Origin of the sequence: Streptomyces kanamyceticus (assembly GCF_008704495.1) — a bacterium.
Classification (GTDB): Bacteria; Actinomycetota; Actinomycetes; order Streptomycetales; family Streptomycetaceae; genus Streptomyces; species Streptomyces kanamyceticus.
Genome location: NZ_CP023699.1, coordinates 2,797,955 through 2,818,554 on the forward strand (window position 1 = coordinate 2,797,955; position 20,600 = coordinate 2,818,554).

Consider the following 20,600-nt stretch of genomic DNA (forward strand, 5'->3'; position numbering starts at 1 on the left):
ACCCCGTAAGTGCTCAAAAACGGCTAGATGCGGTCAGAAGCGTCCGATCTACCCGCACGAATGGCCCCCCGACGCCCTGTAAGGCACCCCACGATCGTGTCGCCGGATCCCCGCCAGGCTCCTGGGGAGCCCGCGGGGATCCGGCGACATTCAGTGCGGCAGCGGAGCCGTCGACGGCGTACGGAACGACGCAGCGATGCCAGCGGGTGTACACACGTCGGCCCCGCCGACGCGGACTCGCGGTCAGTGCTCGCGAGGGGCAGGCACTACTCGCTCCACCTCCGGGTGGACGGTCAGCAGCTGCCGCATGGCGGCCTCGGCGCCGGAGCCGTCGCCCGCCGCGAGGGCATCGGCGATACGAGAGTGGTGCACGAGGGAGCCTTCGCTGGGGCGGTCACAGCCGGTGATCGGCCCGCCCGAGACCTGGAGGGCGGCCGAGACGATGCCGGACAGGTGTTCCAGCATCCGGTTGCCCGCGAGCTGGATGAGCAGCGAATGGAACTCCGCGTCGGCGCGGGAGAAGGTGATCGAGTCACCCTGCGCCAGCGCGTGCCCCATGATCTCGACCATGTCGGCGAGGCGCTGCTGCACCTCCTCGCGACCGTGACCGGCGGCCAGGCGGGCGGCGAGCGGCTCGATCATCCAGCGCAGCTCGCCGAGCTCGCGCCGCTGATCGTCGCGCTGCGGCCCGAACGCCCGCCATTCGATGATGTCCGGGTCGAGCAGATTCCAGTCGCTGACGGGGCGCACGCGCGTGCCAACGTTGGGCCGGGCACTGACCAGGCCCTTGGCCTCAAGTACGCGCAGCGACTCGCGCACGACGGTGCGGGAGACCTCGAAGCGCTGGCCGATCTCCTCGGGGACGAGCGGGCGGTCGGCGCCCAGGTCGCCCGAGACGATCATCTGACCCAGCTGCTGAACGAGTTGGCCGTGCAGCCCACGGCCGCGGCTGCCGGCGGTGCGCCGGCCCACGCGCCCCAGGTCCTGTCCGGCGCCGTCCCAGACGGGGGCGCCGACGCGATCCCCGCCGGGGGCCTCGGCGTAGGGGTATCGGTCGAGTTCGCCCGGGCCTGCGAGACCGGAGTCGGCGGAGCGGGCGGTGGTCATCATGGTGTGCGCAAGGGTACTCACGGATCAGTTGTCGGCGCTGCCCTCAACTCCCTTGAGGTCTTTGGTGAAAAGCACACGAAAGGGTGATCGCTTACCCCGCCGCAATTGACGCCTTATCGGAAAGAAATGGGCGTTATCCGGGGAGTTGCGCACAGCACCGCAACGGACGGAACCGGACGGTCCTCAACGGACCCTGCTACGCATCGCCGTGAGCAGATATGCGCAGAGCAGAGCGGTCAGCGACAACATCAGTGCGCCGCCCACGGGTTGGGCGACCATGCGCACGCCACCGGCCAGGTATCGCTCGGCCCCGAACGGCCACTGCACCAGCGCGAGGTCGCGCAGCCTCGCGGGAAGCCCGGCCGCCGATCGCACAGATGGTCCCTCCAAGGCCTTCTGTACGAGGGGTACGACGACGATCGGCACCGCGAGCACGGCGGCGAGCCCCGCGGTGGTTGACCGGAAAACACCGGCGGCGAGCACACCCGCCCACGCACAGCCCGTCACCAACGCCACCCAACTCACGCTCAGCGAGAGCCAGTCAGCGGGAACTTTCGTGAGCTCTTCTCCGTATACGAGATGGAGGAGCGCGGCGTCGGAGACCACCGCGAGCAGGCACAGCATCAGCGCCGCGGCGGCGGCGATGACCAGCTTGGCGCCGAGCAGCCCCAGGCGGCGCGGGACGGTGCCCCGGTCCGCGGCGAGGGCGGGGTGACGGAACTCGTCGCCGAACGCGAGCGCACCGAGCAGACCGGCGCCAAGAGCTGCGGGCGGCAGGGGAAGCTCCTCGGGCCATGCGGCGATGAGGCGCGCCTGCGGCGTATGACCGGCCCTGGCCAGGAAGACGGCGATCAGGGCGGAGACGGCCAGGACGGCGGCCACGGTGAGATATCCGCTGCCGACGCCCGCGACGCGACGCAGCTCGTAGCGCAGGGGCCGAAGAGGGCTCCGGCCGTGACGGACCGTGATGGGAGGCGGCAGCGAGGACACCGGGTCCTGCGGAGCGGGCGAGGCCGCGCCGACGCGTGCGTGGTCGGCGTCATCAGCGCCTTCGAGAGGGACCAGCGGAGTCAGCAGGATCTCGGCCGGGTCTACGGTCGAGTCGTCGCCCGCGGTGGTGCCGAGCCGACTAGGGATTCGGTCATCGTTTCGACTCTCGGTTCGGCTGTCGATCTGGTTGCCGGTCAAGGCGTCGGCCCTGGCCTCCGCAAGAAGCGGCGGCCCCGCATCCCCGATCTCATCGGCGAGTTGGTGGACGAGGATGCCGTGGCGATACGCGGTCTCCCCCACGTCGGCACAGTTACTGCCGTATACGGAGAGCCTGCTGCCGTCCTCGTTGACCACCTCCACGGAACGTCGGCCCGCACGTGCCTCCTTGGCCAGCAGCGCGCCGAGACGGGCCGCATGCGGGCTCTGGACGGCGACCCTGGGACGGAGCCTGGTGCGCGCGAAGTCCGCGACCTCCTGATCGGCGACGAGCCGCCCCGCCTCCAGCGTGACGACGCGATCGGCGGTCCTGGCCGCCTCTTTGGGGTCGTCCGTGGTGAACAGGACGGTGCCGCCCTGGCGCGCATGGGCCCGCAGAACGCCGTGCAGCCATGCGCCCTCCCGGGTCGACAGCCCGTGGGCAGGACCGTCGAGGACAAGAGTGTGCGGGTCGGCGAGCAGCGCGCAGCCCAGTCCGAGGCGTCGGTCCATGCCGCGCGAGAGCGTGCCGAGACGCTGCTCCCGGAGGCTGACGAGACCGATGACCTCAAGGACGTCGTCGGCACGCCGCACGGGCACTCCACGGGCCGCGCAGAGCATGCGCAGATGCCCGCGGACAGAACGAGCCGGGTGCCCAGGAACCTCGCCCAGAAGCACGCCGACCTCGCGGGACGGATGGGCGATGCGGTGTAGTGGGCGGCCTCTGAAGTACGTGATTCCACGGCCCTGTTGGAGTTCGAGCATCAGCCGCAGCGCCGTGGTCTTGCCGGCGGCCTCGGCGCCGAGCAGCGCCGTGACACGGCCGGTGCGCGCCTCGAAGGACACGTCGTCGACGGCGGGCGGGAGCTCCTGGCGGGGATTGCTGGTCAGTCCGATGGCCTGGATCATCGCTTCTCTCGCAGGATGTGCGACCGCTCGGCGGCCGGGATCCGTCCGCCGGATCGGGGACGGACGAACCCCGTGGGTACTGCAGCAAGATAACGCGACATTTACGGCTTTTCGGGCAGGGTGTGACCCACTGGTGTCCACCGAGCCGGGTAAATCGACAAGATCGGCAGGTGACAGCGAGCGCGGGCCTCAGACCTCGGGGCGCAGCATCGGCGGGTTGAGCAGCGTCGCGCCACCCGCACGGAAGAGCTGCGCGGGGCGGCCGCCCTGCCGCGTGGTCGTACCGCCGGTGGGTACGAGGAAGCCCGGCGTGCCCGTCACCTTGCGGTGGAAGTTGCGGGGGTCGAGGACGACGCCCCAGACGGCCTCGTACACCCGTCGCAGCTCGCCGACGGTGAACTCCGGCGGGCAGAAGGCCGTGGCCAGCGAGGAGTACTCGATCTTGGAGCGGGCGCGCTCCACGCCATCCGCCAGGATCTGCGCGTGGTCGAAGGCGAGCGGCGCTGCCTGTTCGCCCTCTCTGCCGTAACCCCCCTGGTTGAGCAGCGCCTCGACCGGTGCCCAGCGCGCGCTGTGCGCGTCGCCGCCCGCCCGGGGCGCGGGCAGGTCGGGGGCGAGGGCCAGGTGGGCGACGCTGACCACACGCATCCGCGGATCACGCTTGGGGTCGCCGTACGTGGCGAGCTGCTCGAGGTGCGCTCCGTTGGCCTGGGCCGGTGCGCCCGGGTCGTGGGCGCAGAGGCCGGTTTCCTCGATCAGTTCACGCGCGGCCGCGGCCGACAGGTCCTCATCAGGACGTACGAATCCGCCGGGGAGCGCCCAACGCCCTTGGAATGGCGGCTCACCGCGCCGCACGGCCAGCGCACACAGTGCGTGACGGCGCACGGTCAGCACGACCAGGTCGACGGTGACTGCGAAGGGCTCGAAGGCCGACGGGTCGTAGGGCGACATGACGCGATCATAGTCGTCTGCCTGACGATAAACACCTCCTTGGCCAAGCCCTCCCCGGCTCGGCTCACTGAGCACGACTGACCGCTGTATGCCCCTCCCTCGGTCCGACCACAACGAGCTCACACCCCCAGTTGCAACCCATCGGCCGCCTCCTCGACCATGGCCAGCCCGAGCCGACTCACACGCACGGAAAACGGGCCGCCCGCGATGCTCAGCCCCGTAAGACCCAGCTCCCCCAGCGGCGCGCTGCGGACAGGCCGCAAGGTCACCGTGCCCGTCGGCGCGTCGGGACGGATCCCGGCCAGTGCCACGAGCAGGAACACCCCGGCGGCCGCCGCGGTAGCGGCAGGACGGCAGGCAGCGGGATGGGGCAGCGGGCTCCCGCCCTCCGTACGCTGCTCCCCCGCGTACATCTCCGGCAGTCGATGGCCGAAGGACTCGGCCGCCGCCAGCACACCCCGCAGGAGCGAAGTCGCCTCCTTCTCGTACCCCGCCGCCGCCAGACCCGCGACCGCTACTGCCGTCTCCTGCACGCGAACCGCTCCACCCCGGTGCCCGAACGGGTTGTACGCGACCTCCTTCGTCCCCAGGCTGCGCAACCCCCAGCCCGAGTCCATGGTGGGACCGCCGAGCAGTCGCGCCAGCTGTTCGGTTTGGACCTTGTCGAGCAGCCCGGGCGCCATCGCGCCCGCCCCGAGCAGACCGGTGTCCAGGAGGTGGGCGGCCCCAGCGGTCAGCTGTGGCACGGGCCGACCGTCGGCGAGGCGGGCCGCGGCGGGGCGACCGCCCGCGCGGTCCTCCACCCAGAACTCCTCACGGAACCTGGCTCGGAGGCGCGCGGCCCACTGCCGCAGCCCGGCCGTGTCCGTACGCCCGTGCGCGTCCAGTAGGTCCGCACCCAGCAGTGCTGCCCTGTGCGCGTACGCCTGGACCTCACAGCGCGCCAGCCCACCCGGCTGCGCGTCCGACAAGAACGCCCCGTCGCCGACCGAGGCGCGCAGCCACTCCAAGCACTTCTCCGCGGTCGGCAGCAGGTCCTCCACCTCCTGCGCGGGAAGCCCCCAACGCCACGCCTCAGCGAGGAGCACCGGGAAGAGCAGCGTCGCCTCCGTTCCGGTGCACCCGGGCGGCAGGTGCGGGCCGGCATCTCGAAGCGGACCCGGAATCATGCCCGACCGAGGACCCGGACCCCCGAGTTGACTGCGTGCGAGGGTGCGCAACGTCCCTGCGGCGATCCGGGTTCCGAGTGGCAGCGCCATACGGGCGGCGACCAGTGCTTCAGCCGGGGCGAGCCCGCAGCGCCAAGGTGCTCCCGCGGCCGGATACATGTCGGTCGGGCATGCGGAGTCGCGCAGCAACAGTGCCTGCAGGTCCTCGACGGATCGGTGGAGGAACGGCTGGACTCTCGGATCGTCGCCGACGGCACGCGCCCCGGCGACGGAGCGCGTCGTGCCGTGTCCCACACTTCTGATGGGCCCGGCGCCGTCGGGCCGCACCCGCAGCTCGACGCTCCGCGCGGCACCCGGTGGCAGGTTTACCTCCCAGCGCAGCAGTCCTGCCGAGGCCAGGGCATCCTCGGGCGGCGGGTTGGCGGTGACGACGCAATGACCGGTGGCCGACGACCACCGCATGCCGGAGTCGTGGACGCTGGCGGGCAGTTCGGGACCGGCCCTGCCGGACGCCACCATGCCCACCTCGGCCAGGTCCGTGCCGAGTGACACCTCGAGGGGGAGCCTCAGGTGGCGCCCGACCGCGCTGTGCAGCGTGATCCGTTCGGTGCCGTCGGCGTATCGGATCCGCTCGACGATGACCTCCGGATCGGGTCCTCCATCCGTCGGCAGCCGCACGGTCGCAACGAAACGGGCGCTGTCGGCCGAGACCATCCGGGCCTGCACCGCGACGGGCTCGCGCCCGGCCACCCGCACGTGGAGGCGGGAGAGGACGCGACGCCCCGCGCGGTAGAAGCCCTCCAGTCCGTGGCCCGTCAACTGCCCTTGGTCGGTGGAGATCGCGAGGGCAGGCAGCGCGACGCAGATCAGCGCGGTGTGCGCGGGTGGGAGCTCCACGGTGCGGCGTTGCACCGGTGCGGGCACGGGTCCGCCGGGCGGGCGCCCGAGGGCCGGCACGGCCTGTTGGGGACCCTCTCTGCCGGAGACAGGAGACAGGGCGGGAAGAGACATGGGGCGGCTTCTTCTGCGTTGTCTGCGGCGACTGCGTCGTCTGCGCTGCGGAGGGTCGGAGGCGGTGCGGCGGCGAGACCCGGCCACAGGTACCGCCACTCAGGTGAACGGACCGACCCGGCCTCAAGTCACGCCCGCTCGGCAGGAAGCCGACCGTATGGCGCCACCTCTCGGCCGCCGCACCGGCCGAGTGGAGGAAATTTCCTATGAGCGCCGCAGCGGTCACCAATCTCGCGGCCCACCTCGCCCACCACCGGACCGGCGCGTTCATCGCCCGTTCCTCGCGCCGCGCCGGATCGTACGACGACGGTTGCGCGGCCCCGTCCCCGGACCGTTCGAGGTCCAGGTACCACCGCCCGAGGTCCGACCGCCTCCCCCAGCAGCGTGCGGCAAGCGGCGGCGGCGCCGACGCGGAGGAGTGGGCTCGGCATCCTCCAAAGGCTCCTGGCCCTCCGGACACTCCAAGGGCTGCCTCTCCAACCACTCGTCGGCGCCGAGGAGTTCGGATGCCTGGTCACCGTGGTCCCTACGCAGAAGGCGCCGAATCGGCTCCGGATCGAGGTCATCGTTGCAGGCGCGGTTCAGCAGCTGGGCGAAGAGATAGTCAGGGTCGGCGCCCAGCGCCATGTCCAGAGCCTCCTGTCCCTCCACACTGTCTCCGAGGGACCAGGCGACCCACCCTGCGAGAGCGAGCGGTGCCGCCGCATGCTCTCCGTAGGCGCCGACGCAGCGGCGGGCCAGTGCCCTCCACAGACGCAGCGCGGCAGGGGCGGCGTCGCCTTCCATCCACGCTGCCGCCCGATCGCGTGTCGTGCGGACCTGAAGGCCGAGGATCAGTGCGGCCGCCTCGTCGTGCGCGAGCAGCTCATCGTCCCTGTTGTCCGCCTGCAGCCTGTCGGTGACGAGATCCGCGGCCGCGAGGCGCGCCATGACACGACGGGCCAGGTCGAGGATCCCGATGGCGATATCGCTTCCCTCCTCGCCCAGCATCTTGGGAATGAGCGCGAGACCGGCGGTGTCGAGCGCACGCTCCTGCTCCACGGCCGCGGCGGTCTCCCATGGGGTGAGCCGCGCCCTGAGCTCGCTCTGTGTGCTGCTCACTTGGACTCCCATGTAGGTCGCGGCGGCAGCCAGCACCGAAGTGCCGGGCCTGAGCAGGGGGATGCCCTCCGGCGGGCAGCATCGGGTGTCCGGACAGCAGTAGGTCCAGAAGCGGCCTCCCGAGATGCACACGACCTCGACCACCGGAACGTCGAGGCCCCCGCACGCCGTGCGCAGCAACTGAGCCAGGGACCGCAGGCCGTCCACGACCTGCTTCCCCGACTCCCCGCCGGTGGGCTCCCGGCAGAGGAAGGCGACGATGCCTTCGGGCCGCGAGCCCCTTCGCTCGCACCCGCCCACCAGGCACTGAGCCAGCTGGTTGGCGGTGCTCGCCCAGTCCTCCGCGCGCTCGGGAATACCGAGGCGCACCCGCCCGCCGAACCTCCCGCGCTCGCCGTGCAGGGCGATGAGCACGATGCTGTTCTCGGGCTTGAACCCGAGCAAGTACGGCAGGGCGTCGGCCAGTTCGGCAGGGGTGCGCAAGGTGACCACGGGCTGGTCGATCGGCGTGCTGGGGTCGGTCGGACCGATGGCTTCGCTGTGATTCGTCATGCGCCGACTCTCCCGCGAATGACAAGATTCCGGTTGGCCCTGTGGATAACTACGATCAGGGGCACGCCAAGAGTTATCCACAGCCTCGCGGGGTCGTTCGCGTAATGTCCGACCCATCGGGTTGCATGGGGGCATGAGCAACGAAGAGCTGCGCACGGCGGCGGACGCCGTACTCTCCCGCCTGGTCGGCGGCCCCTCATCCACGTCCGGCGAGACGCCCTCGTCCGGCGAGGTCCGGCTGCGCGAGGATCAGTGGCGCGCCATCGAGGCCCTGGTGGCCGACAAGCGCAGGGCTCTGGTCGTGCAGCGCACGGGCTGGGGCAAGTCCGCCGTGTACTTCGTCGCCACCGCCCTGCTGCGCGAGCGGGGCAGCGGCCCCACCGTGATCGTCTCCCCCTTGCTCGCCCTCATGCGCAACCAGGTCGAGTCGGCCGCGCGCGCCGGAATCCGCGCGCGCACGATCAACTCCTCCAACACGGAAGAGTGGGAGACGATCCAGGCCGAGGTCGCCGCAGGCGAGGTCGACGTGCTGCTCGTGAGCCCCGAGCGGCTGAACAACCCGGACTTCCGCGATCAGGTCCTGCCCAAGCTCGCCGCCGCCACCGGCCTTCTCGTGGTCGACGAGGCGCACTGCATCTCCGACTGGGGCCACGACTTCCGGCCCGACTACCGCAGGCTGCGCACGATGCTCGCCGACCTGCCGCCCGACGTCCCCGTCCTGGCCACCACCGCGACGGCCAACGCCCGAGTGACGGCCGACGTGGCCGAGCAGCTCGGTACCGGCGGAGGCACCGACGCGCTCGTGCTGCGCGGCGCGCTCGACCGCGAGAGCCTGAGCCTGAACGTGCTCCAACTGCCCAACGCCGCACACCGTTTGGCCTGGCTCGCCGACCACCTCGACGATCTGCCGGGCTCCGGGATCATCTATACGCTCACGGTCGCCGCCGCCGAGGAAGTGACCGCCTATCTGCGCCAGTGCGGGCACACGGTCACCTCGTACACCGGAAAGACCGAGAACGCGGACCGCCAGCAGGCCGAAGAAGACCTCCTCGCCAACCGTGTGAAGGCCCTGGTCGCCACCTCCGCCCTCGGCATGGGCTTCGACAAGCCCGACCTGGGCTTCGTCATCCACCTCGGCTCTCCTTCCTCACCGATCGCCTACTACCAGCAGGTGGGTCGCGCCGGCCGCGGCGTCGACCACGCCGAGGTGCTGCTCCTGCCCGGCAAGGAGGACGAGGCGATCTGGAACTACTTCGCCTCGCTCGCCTTCCCGCCCGAGGAGCAGGTGCGACGCACTCTGGACGTCCTGGCCCAGGCCGACCGGCCGCTGTCACTGCCCGCTCTCGAGCCCCTGGTCGAGCTCCGCCGCTCGCGGCTCGAGACGATGCTCAAGGTCCTCGACGTGGACGGCGCGGTCAAGCGCGTCAAGGGCGGCTGGATCTCCACGGGCGTGCCGTGGGCCTACGACACCGATCGTTATGCCTGGGTCGCCAAGCAGCGGCAGGCGGAGCAGCAGGCGATGCGCGAATACGCGTCGGCACCGGGCTGCCGCATGGAGTTCCTGCGGCGCCAGCTGGACGACGAAGGAGCGGCACCCTGCGGGCGCTGCGACAACTGCGCGGGGGCGCGGTTCGGCGACAAGGTGTCCCCCGAGGCCCTGGACGCGGCGAAGGGTGAGCTCGGCCGTCCCGGCGCCGACGTGGAGCCGCGGAAGATGTGGCCCACCGGTCTGGCCGCGGTCGGCGTGGACCTCAAGGGGCGCATCCCCGCGGGCGAGCAGGCGGCGCCGGGGCGGGCCTTGGGGCGGCTCTCCGACATCGGCTGGGGCAACCGGCTGCGCCCCATGCTCGCCCCCCAGGCCCCGGACGGACCGGTGCCCGACGATGTCGCGAAGGCCGTGGTGGAGGTGCTCGCGGACTGGGCGAAGGGCCCTGGCGGCTGGGCATCGGGCGCGAATGACGCGCAGGCGCGCCCGGTCGGCGTGGTGACCATGGCCTCGTACACACGGCCGCAGTTGATCCAGACGCTGGGCGCGCGGATCTCCGAGATCGGTCGGCTTCCGCTCCTCGGTTCCATCGAGTACGCCGCGGGCGCCGATGCCGCACGGGTCCCGAGGAGCAACAGTGCCCAGCGCCTGCGGGCTCTCCACGGCGCGCTGACAGTGCCCGACGCACTGGCCACCGCGCTCCAGGAAGCGAACGGCCCGGTGTTCCTCGTCGATGACCTGACCGACAGCGGCTGGACCCTCGCGGTGGCCGCGCGCATGCTCCGACGCGCCGGAGCCAAGGGGGTGTTGCCGCTGGTCCTGGCCGTGCAGGGATGACGTACGCGTCGACGGAGGATGGGCTGGGCAGGGATATAGGCGGCGCATCGGCCGATACCGGTGTGCGGTGACGATTGCTCGTTGCCGCAAGCCACTGCGACGGGAAGAATCGGAACAGCTCCCCGCGCGGCTCCTCGCGGTCCGGTAGGGCTGTGCCGTGGTGCGCTCCCCCAGTCCGACCCCGCCCGCTGTATGGGCGCGTAGCCGAAGGGAGGACCGTGACCTTCGGATTCGCTCCGTCCGCCGCGGCATCGAAGCCGGAGTCCCCGACGTCGGCCGAGTTGTCCGCCGCCTCCGCCCACCGACTGGCCCGGATGCTCGAACCCGCGGAGTGGTCTGCCGCGGGAATCCCGCTGCTGCGCAACCCGCGCGATGTCGTGAGCGGTCTCCACTCACGCCACCGGCCGACCCCCCTGACGGCCGTCGTGGCCGTACTGGACCCGGACGAACGTCTCAGGGCGAGCGCCTCGTTCAGTCGGCGAGCGACCGTGACGGACGGCTGGGTGTTCCGCAACGCCCTGCTCGCGCAGTTGCGTCGGATCATTCCGCACGACCTGCGGCGCCGCACCCCGATACGTACCGCGGTGCTGCTCTACTGCCGTGACGGGGACGCGCGTTGGACCCAGGAGGACGGAGCCTGGATGTGGGGCCTACGGGATGCCTGCACGCTGCACGGGCTGCGGTGCGGCGCGTACATCACGCTGACCCGCGACGGCTGGCAGGTGCTCGGCGAGGGACGCGGCGGCCGCCGACCGAGCGCCGGTTCACGACCCGAGTTGTTCACCGAGACCGAACCACCCGTGGCGCGCACCGGAGGCGCGGCCTCGGATGTGCTGCGGCGCGCGGCGGCACGCTGAGGCACCGCTCGCCGCCACCGTCCACCAGCGACGGCACCGCTGCCCGAGCGGTACCGCACGCACGGCACAGCACGGATCGGCACGCGGCCGAACCAGCCGTGCCTCGCGCGACACACGTCAGGCATCACAGGACCGGCGGCGGATCACCGTTGCCGGACGCGGACGTCAGACGCCCGCGCCCAGCATCGAGTTGATCCGCTGCGGGTCGCCGCACACGATCAGCAGAGTGCCTGCCCGGGTGAGGGCCGTCGGCAGTGCGCCGAGCGCGACCTCTTCGTCGCCGCCGTTGACGGCGACGACGACCACCGGTCGGGCCGCGGCACGGTCGAGAGCGGCGGCGTCCGCGTAGAAGACGTCGTCACCCGCGTCGTGCTGAGCCCAGTAGGCGGCCTCACCGAAGGACAGCTCGTGCGTGGCCCACGGGTGCGGTTCGCCGGTGGTGATCACCAGGACCTCCCCGGGCGCGCGCCCGGAGTCCAGGAGCAGGTCGACGGCCTCCTCGGCCGCGTCCAGCGCGCCCTCGACCGAAGCCGGGATCAGCTGGACCTGCGGAACCGAGGCGGTGGCAGCACCGTCGGCGGCTGCTCCGGAAGCGGAGGGAGCGGAAGGAATGGAGGGAACAGAAGCAGCCGGGGCGGACGGCCCTGGCTTGGCGGCCGAATCGCGCGGCGTGCGCTGCGCGGGTGGCATCGGCCGGACAGGACCCGGACGGCCGGGGCGCGGCGGAGCCGCGGGACGCGGGCCGGGTACAGGACGAGGGGTCGGCGCGGTACGGCTGTTGGCCGGCGTGGCGCGGGGACCCTGGGCACTCTCGTGAATCTGAGGCTCCTCGGGAATGAGAGGCATGAAGTGTTGTCTATCAAACGCCGATGCGACTCGCGTCGGCGGGTGGCACATGAGTGCGACCGGAAGTGCCGGAAAAGCGTCAGAACTCAAAGCCGAGCTGACCCTCGATTTCCGGAACGTTTCCGTCCGCCCAGCTGCGGGCCTTCTTGAGGTGCCGCCACTGGGGCAGCGCATCAAGATACGCCCACGAAAGCCGGTGGTACGGGGTGGGGCCCCGAACCTCCAGTGCGGCCTTGTGCACCGGCGACGGATAGCCGGCGTTGGCCGCAAAACCGAAGTCTGCATGTTCGATGCCCAGTTCGGCCATCATTTTGTCGCGCCGGACCTTGGCGATCACCGAAGCCGCGGCGACGGCGATACAGGACTGGTCACCCTTGATCACGGTACGAACCCGCCAGGGAGACCCGAGGTAGTCGTGCTTCCCGTCGAGGATGACCGCGTCCGGCCGGACCGGCAGCCCCTCCAGAGCACGTACCGCGGCGAGCCGCAGCGCGGCCGTCATCCCCAGTCCGTCGATCTCCTCGTGCGAAGCGTGCCCGAGAGCGTGCGACGTGACCCAGCCCTCCAGCTCTTCCGCGAGCGCGGTGCGCCGCTTGGGGCTGATCAGCTTGGAGTCGGTGAGTCCTTCGGGCGGCCTGCGCAGTCCCGTGACCGCCGCACAGACGGTGACCGGGCCTGCCCACGCGCCGCGCCCGACTTCGTCGACACCGGCAACGATCTTCGCTCCGGTGGTGGCGCGCAAAGAGCGCTCGACGGCGTGGGTGGGTGCTTCGTACGGCATGGCGCCAGACAGCGTACGCCGCCGGAGACCGCACGCGACACCCAGGCTTGCCGAGTCGCTCGAAAGCTCGCGCCGACACCTCGCCCGAAGGAAGCCGGCCAACGCTTTCACCACCGGTCCCCGGCAGCGGGAAGAGTCCCTCAGGGGCGTAGCAACGGCACCATGACACGGTCGATCAGGTCCTCGAATTCCTCGTCCAGCCATTCGCTCCCGCACACCTTGGAGCGATACATGAGCATGGCCGGAATGACATCGCACACATAAGAGTCGCCCCCTCCGGAACGCACGTCTCCGCGCTCAATTCCGCGACGTACGACGTCACTGATCAGTTTCACGACCGGCTCGATGACACCTTCGTAGATCACATCATGGAAGCGCTCAGCCGTTGCCGTATCGCATTCGTGAAGCACCGCGCGCAGAGCGAATCCGGAGCGCGAGAACATCGCCTCCCGCACCTGTCTGCACAGCTGAAGAAGATCCTCCCGCACGCTTCCGAGGTCCTGCGCACTGTCGAGCGTGGGCAACCCGGCCTGTAGCGCGTCCACGACCAGATCCTCCTTGGACGGCCAGCGGCGATACACCGCGGCCTTCCCCGTCTGCGCGCCCGCGGCCACGCCCTCCATCGTGAGCCCTCGCCAGCCGACCGTACTCAGCTGTTCGAGGGCGGCTTCGAGGATCGCCCGCTCGAGGACGGGCCCCCGGCGGCGCGGGGATGCCGTCCGAGTGGTAACGGCCGTCCAGCGCGAAGTAGCCATCGTCTTCTCTCCGTTGAGCGAGCGGGCAAGCCTCAGTGAACGCTTGCGTTCACTGAGGGGGAGTCACTACCGTCTTTCAGGACAGTGAACGGAACCGTTCACTATGGCGCTTGCGGGGGATCATGATGACCGCCTCTCAATTGACGCACAATCAAAAGCCCGGGGCCGCCCGCCGAGAGGGGCATCCCGGCATAGCTCTCACCGTCATCGCGGCCTGCCAACTCATGGTGGTCCTGGATGCGACGATTGTGAACATCGCGCTGCCCCACATACAGGGCGCGCTCAAATTCTCGACGACCGACCTCACGTGGGTCGTCAGCGCCTACACCCTCACCTTCGGCGGTCTGCTGCTGCTCGGCGGCCGCGCCGGTGACATTCTGGGGCGTCGCCGTGTCTTCATGACCGGCATCCTCCTCTTCACACTCGCCTCGCTCCTGGGCGGATTCGCCCAGGAGCCCTGGCAGTTGCTGGCCGCGCGCGTCCTGCAGGGCGTGGGCGGTGCGATCGCCTCGCCCACCTCGCTGGCGCTCATCACCACCACCTTCCCCGAGGGCCCCGCGCGGAACCGCGCGTTCGGCGTCTTCGCCGCCGTTTCCGCAGGCGGCGGCGCGATCGGCCTGCTGGCGGGCGGCATGCTCACCGAATGGCTGGACTGGCGCTGGGTCCTGTTCGTGAACGTGCCCATCGGGGTCCTGATCGCCGTACTCACCCCGCTCTACATCAGTGAATCCGAGCGCCACCCGGGCCGCTTCGACTTCCTGGGCGCACTCACCTCGACGGCGGGCATGGCCTCCCTGGTCTACGGATTCATCCGCGCGTCCGAAGAGGGCTGGCGCGACGAGCTCACGTTGGGGTCGTTCGGAGCGGCGGTCGTGCTGCTCCTGGCCTTCGTGCTGATCGAGCGCCGGGCGAAGGAACCGATCACTCCGCTCAGGATGTTCGCCGACCGCAACCGCTCGGGCACCTACGTGATCATGCTGTGTCTGGCCGCGGCGATGTTCGGCATGTTCTTCTTCATCGTGCTCTTCGTCCAGAACGTCCTGGACTACACCCCGATCGAGGCGGGCCTGGCCTTCCTGCCGGTGACGGTCGTGATCGCTTTTGGCGCCGCCCTGTCGCAGAAATTCCTTCCGGTGCTCGGACCCAAGCCGTTCATGGTCACAGGCTCGCTCATCGTCGCCATCGGGCTCAGCTGGCAGACATTGATCAGCCCGGACAGTTCGTACGTCAGTGGCGTACTCGGCCCGATGCTGCTGTTCGGCTTCGGCATGGGCCTGAACTTCGTGACACTGACACTGACAGCGGTCTCCGGAGTCGCCCCTCACGAAGCGGGCGCGGCATCCGGGCTGCTCAACGCCATGCAGCAGGTCGGTGGTTCACTCGGACTCTCCATCCTGACCACGGTGTTCGGCACGGCGAGCCGCAACGAGGCCGAGAAGCAGGTGGCGGACTTCATGGCACACGCCTCGCCCGAACAGAAGGCCGCATTCGCCAAGACCCACGAACTCCCGGCCCCTTGGAGCCACGAAGTCCTCTCCCAGGGCATCTCCACCGCCTTCATCCCGGCCGCCGCCATGGCCGTCCTCGCCCTGGTCACCGCCCTCCTGGTGATCCGCGTACGCAAGAGCGACCTCGACGCGCTCGCGGGCACGGCGAGCGCGGCAGGCCCGGCGGGCGGCTGACGGACACGGCTCCACGCAGGGGGTCCCGGTCGACCGTTCTCCGCCGCCCGGGACCCTCCTGGCACTGGCCGTACATGGGATCTAGCGGTACGTGGGATCAGTGCTCGCCCCGTCACAGAGCCCGGAAGACGCCGGGGACGGCCGCTCCTCGACGATGCGCCGGGCTCGGGACTCCCCCAGGCTCGTCGCGTACCAGGGGCGGCTCTCCGCGCCGAGTCCGTCCATGATGGCCTCGATCGCGCAGGAACGCTGGGGCTCCGGCAGCTTGTCCAGGGCGGGCACCGCGTCGGCGGACAGCTGCCCCATGTAGTCGAAGTCGAACTTGCCGGTCTCTGTGTAACGCTGCACGTTGCGTTCGGCGATCAGCGCGTCCGGTGACAGCAGGCCGAACGCGAGCACACCGGCCGCGGCGCTCGCGGCGACGGCGCGCGGCAGCCAACGGGTGCCCCAGATCCCGGCCGCCATGATCAACAGGATGACCACGCCGAGCCACAGCTCCCCCGCGACGACCGAGATCCTCAGCCTGGTCAGCCCGTACGCCTCTACGTACATGTCCATCCGGCGGACCGCGGACGCCACCACGACCAGCGTCAGTGCGCAGAGGGTGCCGAGCACGCCACGCACCAGCGTCCGGTCCCCGGCTCCGTCGCGAGGGGCCCAGCGCAGCGCGAAGACGATGACAAGCAGCGTCAGGAGGGTGGCGAGGAGCAGTTGCCAGAATCCCTGCCGCGCATAGGCGGAGTATGTGAGTCCGGTCTTGTCGAGCACCGCGTCGTATCCGCCGAAGAGCACGGCCAGCTGCACGGCGTTGAACGCGGCGAACAGCACGTTGAGCACGATCAGCGGCAGCGCCCACTCGACCCGGCCGCGGGCGCGGCCGGGCTGCACCACCAGCCGGTCCCAGCGCACGGGAGCGGCGGCCGTGTGCGCGGCGGCCAGCGCCCCGACCACACCGACGATCAGGAGCAGGAAGCGCCAGGGACTGCCCTCGAGGGAGGCGTCGGGTATCAGGTCCCCGAGCAGATCCGCGAAGGCTGCATCGGCCCCGGCGAACAGCGCCCCGAAGACCAGGAGCAGCACGGCGGTCACCGCGGCCGCGCGCAGCACGGGGCCAAAGCCTCGTGCGCTGCCCGAGCGCCGACGCAGCCCCTGCCAGCCCCAGCGAACCCCGCTGAAGACGGCGTCGAAGATGCCGAGAGGGCTCAGGAGTACGCCGAGCCAGGTCCTGGAGCCGTGCAGCGCGAGCGAGCCGAGCGCGACCGCGGAGACGATCGCGAGGAACGACGGCCATCCCGCGTCGCGCAGCGCGGGCACGACCAGCAGCGCGAGACCTCCGACGGCCCACGCCAGCGACCAGGGCCGCGGTCTGCGTCCTGCCGCCTGCGCGGCGAAGTAGGCGGCGAGCGCGGCGGGCACGGCGACGATCAGCAGGTTGAGCGCCAGCCCGTCGCCGAGAAGCAGCATGCTCAGTACGCCGGTGGCGAGCACCGCGCACAGTGTGGCCGTGCGGACCGGGACGGGCGGGTTCGACCGCAGGTCGGCGAGCAGCGGCGTGTGGGAGGGCGCCGGATAATCCCACCCCGCGCGCGGCCCAGGAACTCCGTTCCCGGTGGGCCGTCCCGGGCTGGGGCGCGGCTCTTCGCCATCTGACGGAGCCGACGCCTCGGACCGAACTGGCCCGCCCGATGGGCCTTCCCCACCCGACAGAACTGGCCCGCCCGACGGAACAGGCGCATCTGACGGAACAGCGTCGGACGGTTCAGACCCGCCCGGACCGTCGCGTCCGTCTGGTGTTTCAGCCACGGGACCCCCTCCCGGCCGGTCCGCAGGCGCACCTCACGGCACGTACACAGAGCCGTGGGATGGCCGGGACCGGCATCTCGTTCAACGCACGCAAGTCAAGATCAACTGGCGGCCCGCCCCACAGTAGCCGCGCGGCCGACGGCGGCTCCTGCCCCGGGCCTCCCCTGTGGCAGGACCGTGACAGTGCCGCCCGGACGCCCGTGTCCGAGGTCAGCTCACGCCGACGGGAACCCAGTCCGGCAATGCCTCGGTTCGCTCGAGCCACTCCTCGGGAGGTGCCCCGCCCGCACCGGAAGCGACCACGCCGCCCACGATGGCGCACGTCGTGTCCATGTCGCCGCCGACCTGAGCGGTGTCCCATATGGCCCGCTCGTACGCCCCGAGCCCGCGGGCGGCCGACCACAGCGCGAACGGCACCGTGTCATGGGCCGTCGTACGACGTCCGCACCCCAGCACCGCGGCGACCGTCGCGGAGTCTCCGTAGTCGAGCATGTCCCGCGCCCTGCGCAGACCGGCGCCGACGGCGCTCCGCGGCACCAGGGCGATGACTCCGTCGAGCAGTGCCTTCGGCGTGGGCGGCCCAGCGGGGTCGGCCGTCAACGCCGCGGCCGCGGCCACCGCCATGGCCCCGACGACGGCTTCCCGGTGCTGGTGCGTGGGGTAGGCGGAGATCTCCGCCTGGTGCGTCGCCTGCTCCGGGTCGTCCGCGTACCAGGCCCCGAGCGGCGCGATCCGCATGGCCGCTCCGTTCCCCCAGGACCCCTGCCCCTTGAAGAGCGCGGAAGCCAGCTCCCGCCAGTCCCCGCCGTCACCGACCTGCCGCAGCAGCCGGTTCACGGCAGGGCCGTACCCCCGGTCGACGTCGTGGTGCTCGGCGAAGGACCGGGCCAGCGCGTCCTGGTCGATCCGGTGATGCCTGATGAGGACGGCCAGCACGGAGCAGGCCATCTCGGTGTCGTCGGTCCACTGCCATGGAGCGTCCGGCAGCTGTCGTCGCTTGAGTAGCGGGTAGTGCGCGGGCACGAAGAACTGGGAGCCCAGCGCGTCCCCCACCGCCAGTCCGCGCAGGCTGGCCAGAGCGCGCTCCAGGCGCCGGTCGGGAGAAGAGTCAGCGGTCATCGCCCTGCCACTCTATCCGGTGATGCCGTACGGCTCGGGTTCGCGCCAGCGTTCGAAGGGACGGTCCAGCGTGTACTTGCCGTCGTCCCCGAGAACCAGCATCCGCATCTCACCGTTCCCCGGGTTGGACAGCGACTCGAACTCGGCGACCGACCAGTGGAACCAGCGCATGCAGAACAGCCGCATGGTCAGACCATGGGTGACCAGCAGGACGTTCGGCGGATGGTCCGGGGCTTCGAAGCTCCGGTAGAGGCTCTCCAGGAAAGCTCCTACCCGGTCATAGACATCGGCCCCCGATTCACCCTGTGCGAAGCGGTAGAAGAAGTGTCCGTACGCGTCGCGATAGGCCTTCTGCAGCCGTACGTCGTCCCTGTCCTGCCAGTTGCCCCAGTCCTGCTCCCGCAGTCTCGGCTCCTCCCGCACGCGCACCAGCTCCGGGTCGAGCCGCAGGGCCTGAAAGGTCTCGTGGGTGCGGCGGTAGGGAGAGACGTACACGCTCACCCGCTCCCTGCCGAGCACCTCCCGCAGGCGTTTGCCGGTGTCCGCCGCCTGGGACCAGCCCGTCTCGGTGAGTGCGAGCGCGTGATCGGGCTCGCGCTCGTACACGGTGTCGTCGGCGTTTCCCGCCGACTCGCCGTGCCGGACCAGGATGATGCGCCGCGGGCGTGCCATAAGAAGACCCTAGATCGGCTCCCTGCCGACCGGCTCAACCGGGTAGCCGTCCGGACTCCATCCGGCGTATTCGACCCGTGAAGCGCCGACGCAGCAGTCGGTCGTGCGACACGACGACCAGGGCCCCTGCCCACTGGTCCAGCGCCGTCTCCAGCTCCTCCACCAGGCCGAGCGCCAGATGGTTGGCGGGTTCGTCGAGCAGCAGCAGGTCCGCGGGCCTGGCCAGGAGCCGGGCGAGGGCCAGCCTCCGACGCTGCCCCGCGGAGAGCGACCCCACCGGGACGTGCAGGTCACGGGGCCGGAACAGTCCATACGAAAGGATCAGTTCCGCCTGCTCCTCCTCGGTGAGCCCCAGCCCTCTGCCGAACACCGCGAGCACCGGCTCGGCAGGCGCCCCCACGGGTATCTCCTGCGCGAGATACCCGATCCTGCCTCTGCGGACGACGGTCCCTTCGTCCGGTTCCAGAACGCCCGCCATGGTCCGCAGCAGCGTGGACTTCCCCGCTCCGTTGCCCCCGTGGATCAACAGACGCTCGCCTGCCGACACCGTGAGCTCGTCCACGGCGAGGCGCTCGCCCACGCGTACGTCGCGCAGAGTCACCAGCGCCCCTTCGGCCGCTCCCGCGACCGGGCGTGCCGTGAAGCGCAGCGGCTCTGGCGGTCTGGCCACGGGATGCTCGCGCAGCCGACGGAGTCGCTCCTGCGCGTTGCGCACCCGTCCGGCGACCGAGGCCTGGACACGGCCTCCCGCCCGGTCGTACGCCATCTTGTTGTTGTCCTTCATGCCGCGGCCGCCGGCCACGGCATGGGCCGTCGTCGCCATGAACTCCTGGAGCCTGCTCGTCTCCACGCACCACTCCTCGTACTCCTGCTCCCAGCGGCGACGGGCGGCCGCCCGTTCCGCGAGAAGGCCCTGATAGCCGCCGTGCCGCACGACCGAGCGGCGGTCGGCGTCCACTTCGAGAATCGCGGTGGCGACGCGCTCCAGGAAGGTGCGGTCGTGCGAGACCGCGATCACGGTGCCTCGGTGCGCCCCGAGCGCATCTTCCAGCCAGTCCAGGGCGTCCTCGTCCAGGTGGTTGGTCGGCTCGTCCAGGAACATGACTTCGGGTGCCGCCGCGATGAGGCACGCCAAGCCGAGCCGGGCCTGTTCGCCACCGGACAGGCTGCCCAGGATCCGGTCCCGGTCGATGTGGGCGAGGCCAAGTCCGTGCATCGCCTTGTCCACACGCGCGTCCGCCTCGTAGCCACCGCGCAGCTCGAAGGCCGTGAGCAGATCTCCGTAGTCGCCCAGGGTCTGCTCGGTCGCGGTACCGAGATCGGCCTCGAGGTCGCGCAACCGCTGCTCCATGGAGCGCAGTTCGGCCAGTGCGGCATCGATCGTGTCCCCGACGCGGCTGTCCGGGGGCAGTTGCGGTGTCTGCGCGAGGAACCCCGCTCCTCGCTCGGCGACGGCCACGACCTCGCCCTCGTCGGGCAGTTGGCGGCCGGACATCAGGTGGAGCAGCGTGGACTTCCCGGCGCCGTTCTCCCCCACTACGCCTATGCGCTCGCCCGGGCGGACCGCGAGGGACACGTCATCGAACAACTGCCGTTCACCACGAGCCTTGGTCACGCCGTGCAACGAAATCTGAGTAGGCAAAGGCACCCCCGCATTCATGTCCACTCCAAATAAACGCAACCTCTGTCGCGTTACGATGAGTCTGACACGGCCGCCGAGCTAATGCAACACGAGTTGCCATTGAGTTCCGTACGTGAGACGTTCCTGGTCCGC

General features: G+C 70.7%; 15 protein-coding genes. 3 read left to right on the forward strand and 12 right to left on the reverse strand.

The window, feature by feature from the left end; translation table 11 throughout:
• Positions 1-243: 243 nt before the first annotated feature.
• The 5 genes from CP970_RS11105 to CP970_RS11125 form a co-directional block, all read right to left on the reverse strand.
• Positions 244-1,131, reverse strand: a complete 888-nt coding sequence (locus CP970_RS11105; RefSeq protein WP_191094901.1) for a FadR/GntR family transcriptional regulator — start codon at positions 1,129-1,131, stop codon at positions 244-246.
• Positions 1,132-1,293: 162 nt separating this feature from the next.
• Positions 1,294-3,204, reverse strand: a complete 1,911-nt coding sequence (locus CP970_RS11110; RefSeq protein ID WP_055544933.1) for an ABC transporter ATP-binding protein — start codon at positions 3,202-3,204, stop codon at positions 1,294-1,296.
• Positions 3,205-3,393: 189 nt separating this feature from the next.
• Complete coding sequence (locus tag CP970_RS11115) at positions 3,394-4,155, reverse strand: NUDIX hydrolase (protein WP_055544934.1); 762 nt, start codon at positions 4,153-4,155, stop codon at positions 3,394-3,396.
• Positions 4,156-4,274: 119 nt separating this feature from the next.
• A complete protein-coding gene (locus CP970_RS11120) occupies positions 4,275-6,335 on the reverse strand; it encodes a glycogen debranching N-terminal domain-containing protein (RefSeq protein WP_079043272.1) in 2,061 nt (686 codons plus the stop codon).
• A 267-nt stretch (positions 6,336-6,602) separates the two neighbouring features.
• Positions 6,603-7,988 (reverse strand): DUF4192 domain-containing protein, encoded by a 1,386-nt coding sequence (locus CP970_RS11125; protein ID WP_055544936.1) that lies wholly within the window; start codon positions 7,986-7,988, stop codon positions 6,603-6,605.
• A gap of 133 nt (positions 7,989-8,121) precedes the next feature.
• Here CP970_RS11125 and CP970_RS11130 point away from each other — a divergent pair, with 133 nt between their 5' ends.
• Together CP970_RS11130 and CP970_RS11135 are read left to right on the forward strand one after the other, a co-directional pair.
• Positions 8,122-10,311, forward strand: coding sequence for a RecQ family ATP-dependent DNA helicase (locus CP970_RS11130; protein ID WP_055544937.1), 2,190 nt, complete (start codon positions 8,122-8,124; stop codon positions 10,309-10,311).
• A 218-nt stretch (positions 10,312-10,529) separates the two neighbouring features.
• On the forward strand, positions 10,530-11,168 hold the full coding sequence (locus CP970_RS11135) for a hypothetical protein (RefSeq protein ID WP_055544938.1): 639 nt from the start codon (positions 10,530-10,532) through the stop codon (positions 11,166-11,168).
• Positions 11,169-11,333: 165 nt separating this feature from the next.
• Here the strand turns inward: CP970_RS11135 and CP970_RS11140 are convergent, their stop codons facing one another.
• The 3 genes from CP970_RS11140 to CP970_RS11150 all read right to left on the reverse strand — a co-directional run bounded on the left by CP970_RS11140 (position 11,334) and on the right by CP970_RS11150 (position 13,550).
• Positions 11,334-12,014: a hypothetical protein gene (locus CP970_RS11140; RefSeq protein WP_055544939.1), complete on the reverse strand. Its 681-nt coding sequence runs from the start codon at positions 12,012-12,014 to the stop codon at positions 11,334-11,336.
• A gap of 79 nt (positions 12,015-12,093) precedes the next feature.
• Complete coding sequence (locus CP970_RS11145; protein WP_055544940.1) at positions 12,094-12,795, reverse strand: ribonuclease HII; 702 nt, start codon at positions 12,793-12,795, stop codon at positions 12,094-12,096.
• A gap of 140 nt (positions 12,796-12,935) precedes the next feature.
• Positions 12,936-13,550, reverse strand: coding sequence for a TetR/AcrR family transcriptional regulator (locus CP970_RS11150; protein ID WP_055544941.1), 615 nt, complete (start codon positions 13,548-13,550; stop codon positions 12,936-12,938).
• Between the two features lie 125 nt (positions 13,551-13,675).
• Between CP970_RS11150 and CP970_RS11155 the strand changes: the two genes are divergently transcribed.
• Positions 13,676-15,232 (forward strand): MFS transporter, encoded by a 1,557-nt coding sequence (locus tag CP970_RS11155; protein WP_055544962.1) that lies wholly within the window; start codon positions 13,676-13,678, stop codon positions 15,230-15,232.
• Between the two features lie 81 nt (positions 15,233-15,313).
• Here the strand turns inward: CP970_RS11155 and CP970_RS11160 are convergent, their stop codons facing one another.
• The 4 genes from CP970_RS11160 to CP970_RS11175 all read right to left on the reverse strand — a co-directional run bounded on the left by CP970_RS11160 (position 15,314) and on the right by CP970_RS11175 (position 20,486).
• Entirely contained in the window at positions 15,314-17,035 is a 1,722-nt protein-coding gene (locus CP970_RS11160; protein ID WP_398654922.1) for a DUF4153 domain-containing protein, read from the reverse strand.
• Between the two features lie 210 nt (positions 17,036-17,245).
• The gene (locus CP970_RS11165; RefSeq protein WP_055544942.1) at positions 17,246-18,154 is read right to left on the reverse strand and encodes an ADP-ribosylglycohydrolase family protein; all 909 of its coding nucleotides are present in this window, start codon (positions 18,152-18,154) and stop codon (positions 17,246-17,248) included.
• Between the two features lie 12 nt (positions 18,155-18,166).
• Positions 18,167-18,826: a histidine phosphatase family protein gene (locus CP970_RS11170; RefSeq protein ID WP_055544943.1), complete on the reverse strand. Its 660-nt coding sequence runs from the start codon at positions 18,824-18,826 to the stop codon at positions 18,167-18,169.
• A gap of 34 nt (positions 18,827-18,860) precedes the next feature.
• On the reverse strand, positions 18,861-20,486 hold the full coding sequence (locus CP970_RS11175) for an ABC-F family ATP-binding cassette domain-containing protein (protein WP_055544944.1): 1,626 nt from the start codon (positions 20,484-20,486) through the stop codon (positions 18,861-18,863).
• Positions 20,487-20,600 lie beyond the last annotated feature (114 nt).

Excerpts from the sequence above, each read along its gene's own strand:
- CP970_RS11130 (WP_055544937.1), top strand. The coding sequence starts at position 8,122 with ATGAGCAACGAAGAGCTGCGCACGGCGGCGGACGCCGTACTCTCCCGC.
- CP970_RS11145 (WP_055544940.1), bottom strand. The coding sequence starts at position 12,795 with ATGCCGTACGAAGCACCCACCCACGCCGTCGAGCGCTCTTTGCGCGCC.
- CP970_RS11125 (WP_055544936.1), bottom strand. The coding sequence starts at position 7,988 with ATGACGAATCACAGCGAAGCCATCGGTCCGACCGACCCCAGCACGCCG.
- CP970_RS11150 (WP_055544941.1), bottom strand. The coding sequence starts at position 13,550 with ATGGCTACTTCGCGCTGGACGGCCGTTACCACTCGGACGGCATCCCCG.
- CP970_RS11115 (WP_055544934.1), bottom strand. The coding sequence starts at position 4,155 with ATGTCGCCCTACGACCCGTCGGCCTTCGAGCCCTTCGCAGTCACCGTC.
- CP970_RS11170 (WP_055544943.1), bottom strand. The coding sequence starts at position 18,826 with ATGGCACGCCCGCGGCGCATCATCCTGGTCCGGCACGGCGAGTCGGCG.
- CP970_RS11155 (WP_055544962.1), top strand. The coding sequence starts at position 13,676 with ATGACCGCCTCTCAATTGACGCACAATCAAAAGCCCGGGGCCGCCCGC.
- CP970_RS11110 (WP_055544933.1), bottom strand. The coding sequence starts at position 3,204 with ATGATCCAGGCCATCGGACTGACCAGCAATCCCCGCCAGGAGCTCCCG.
- CP970_RS11175 (WP_055544944.1), bottom strand. The coding sequence starts at position 20,486 with ATGAATGCGGGGGTGCCTTTGCCTACTCAGATTTCGTTGCACGGCGTG.
- CP970_RS11120 (WP_079043272.1), bottom strand. The coding sequence starts at position 6,335 with ATGTCTCTTCCCGCCCTGTCTCCTGTCTCCGGCAGAGAGGGTCCCCAA.
- CP970_RS11140 (WP_055544939.1), bottom strand. The coding sequence starts at position 12,014 with ATGCCTCTCATTCCCGAGGAGCCTCAGATTCACGAGAGTGCCCAGGGT.
- CP970_RS11165 (WP_055544942.1), bottom strand. The coding sequence starts at position 18,154 with ATGACCGCTGACTCTTCTCCCGACCGGCGCCTGGAGCGCGCTCTGGCC.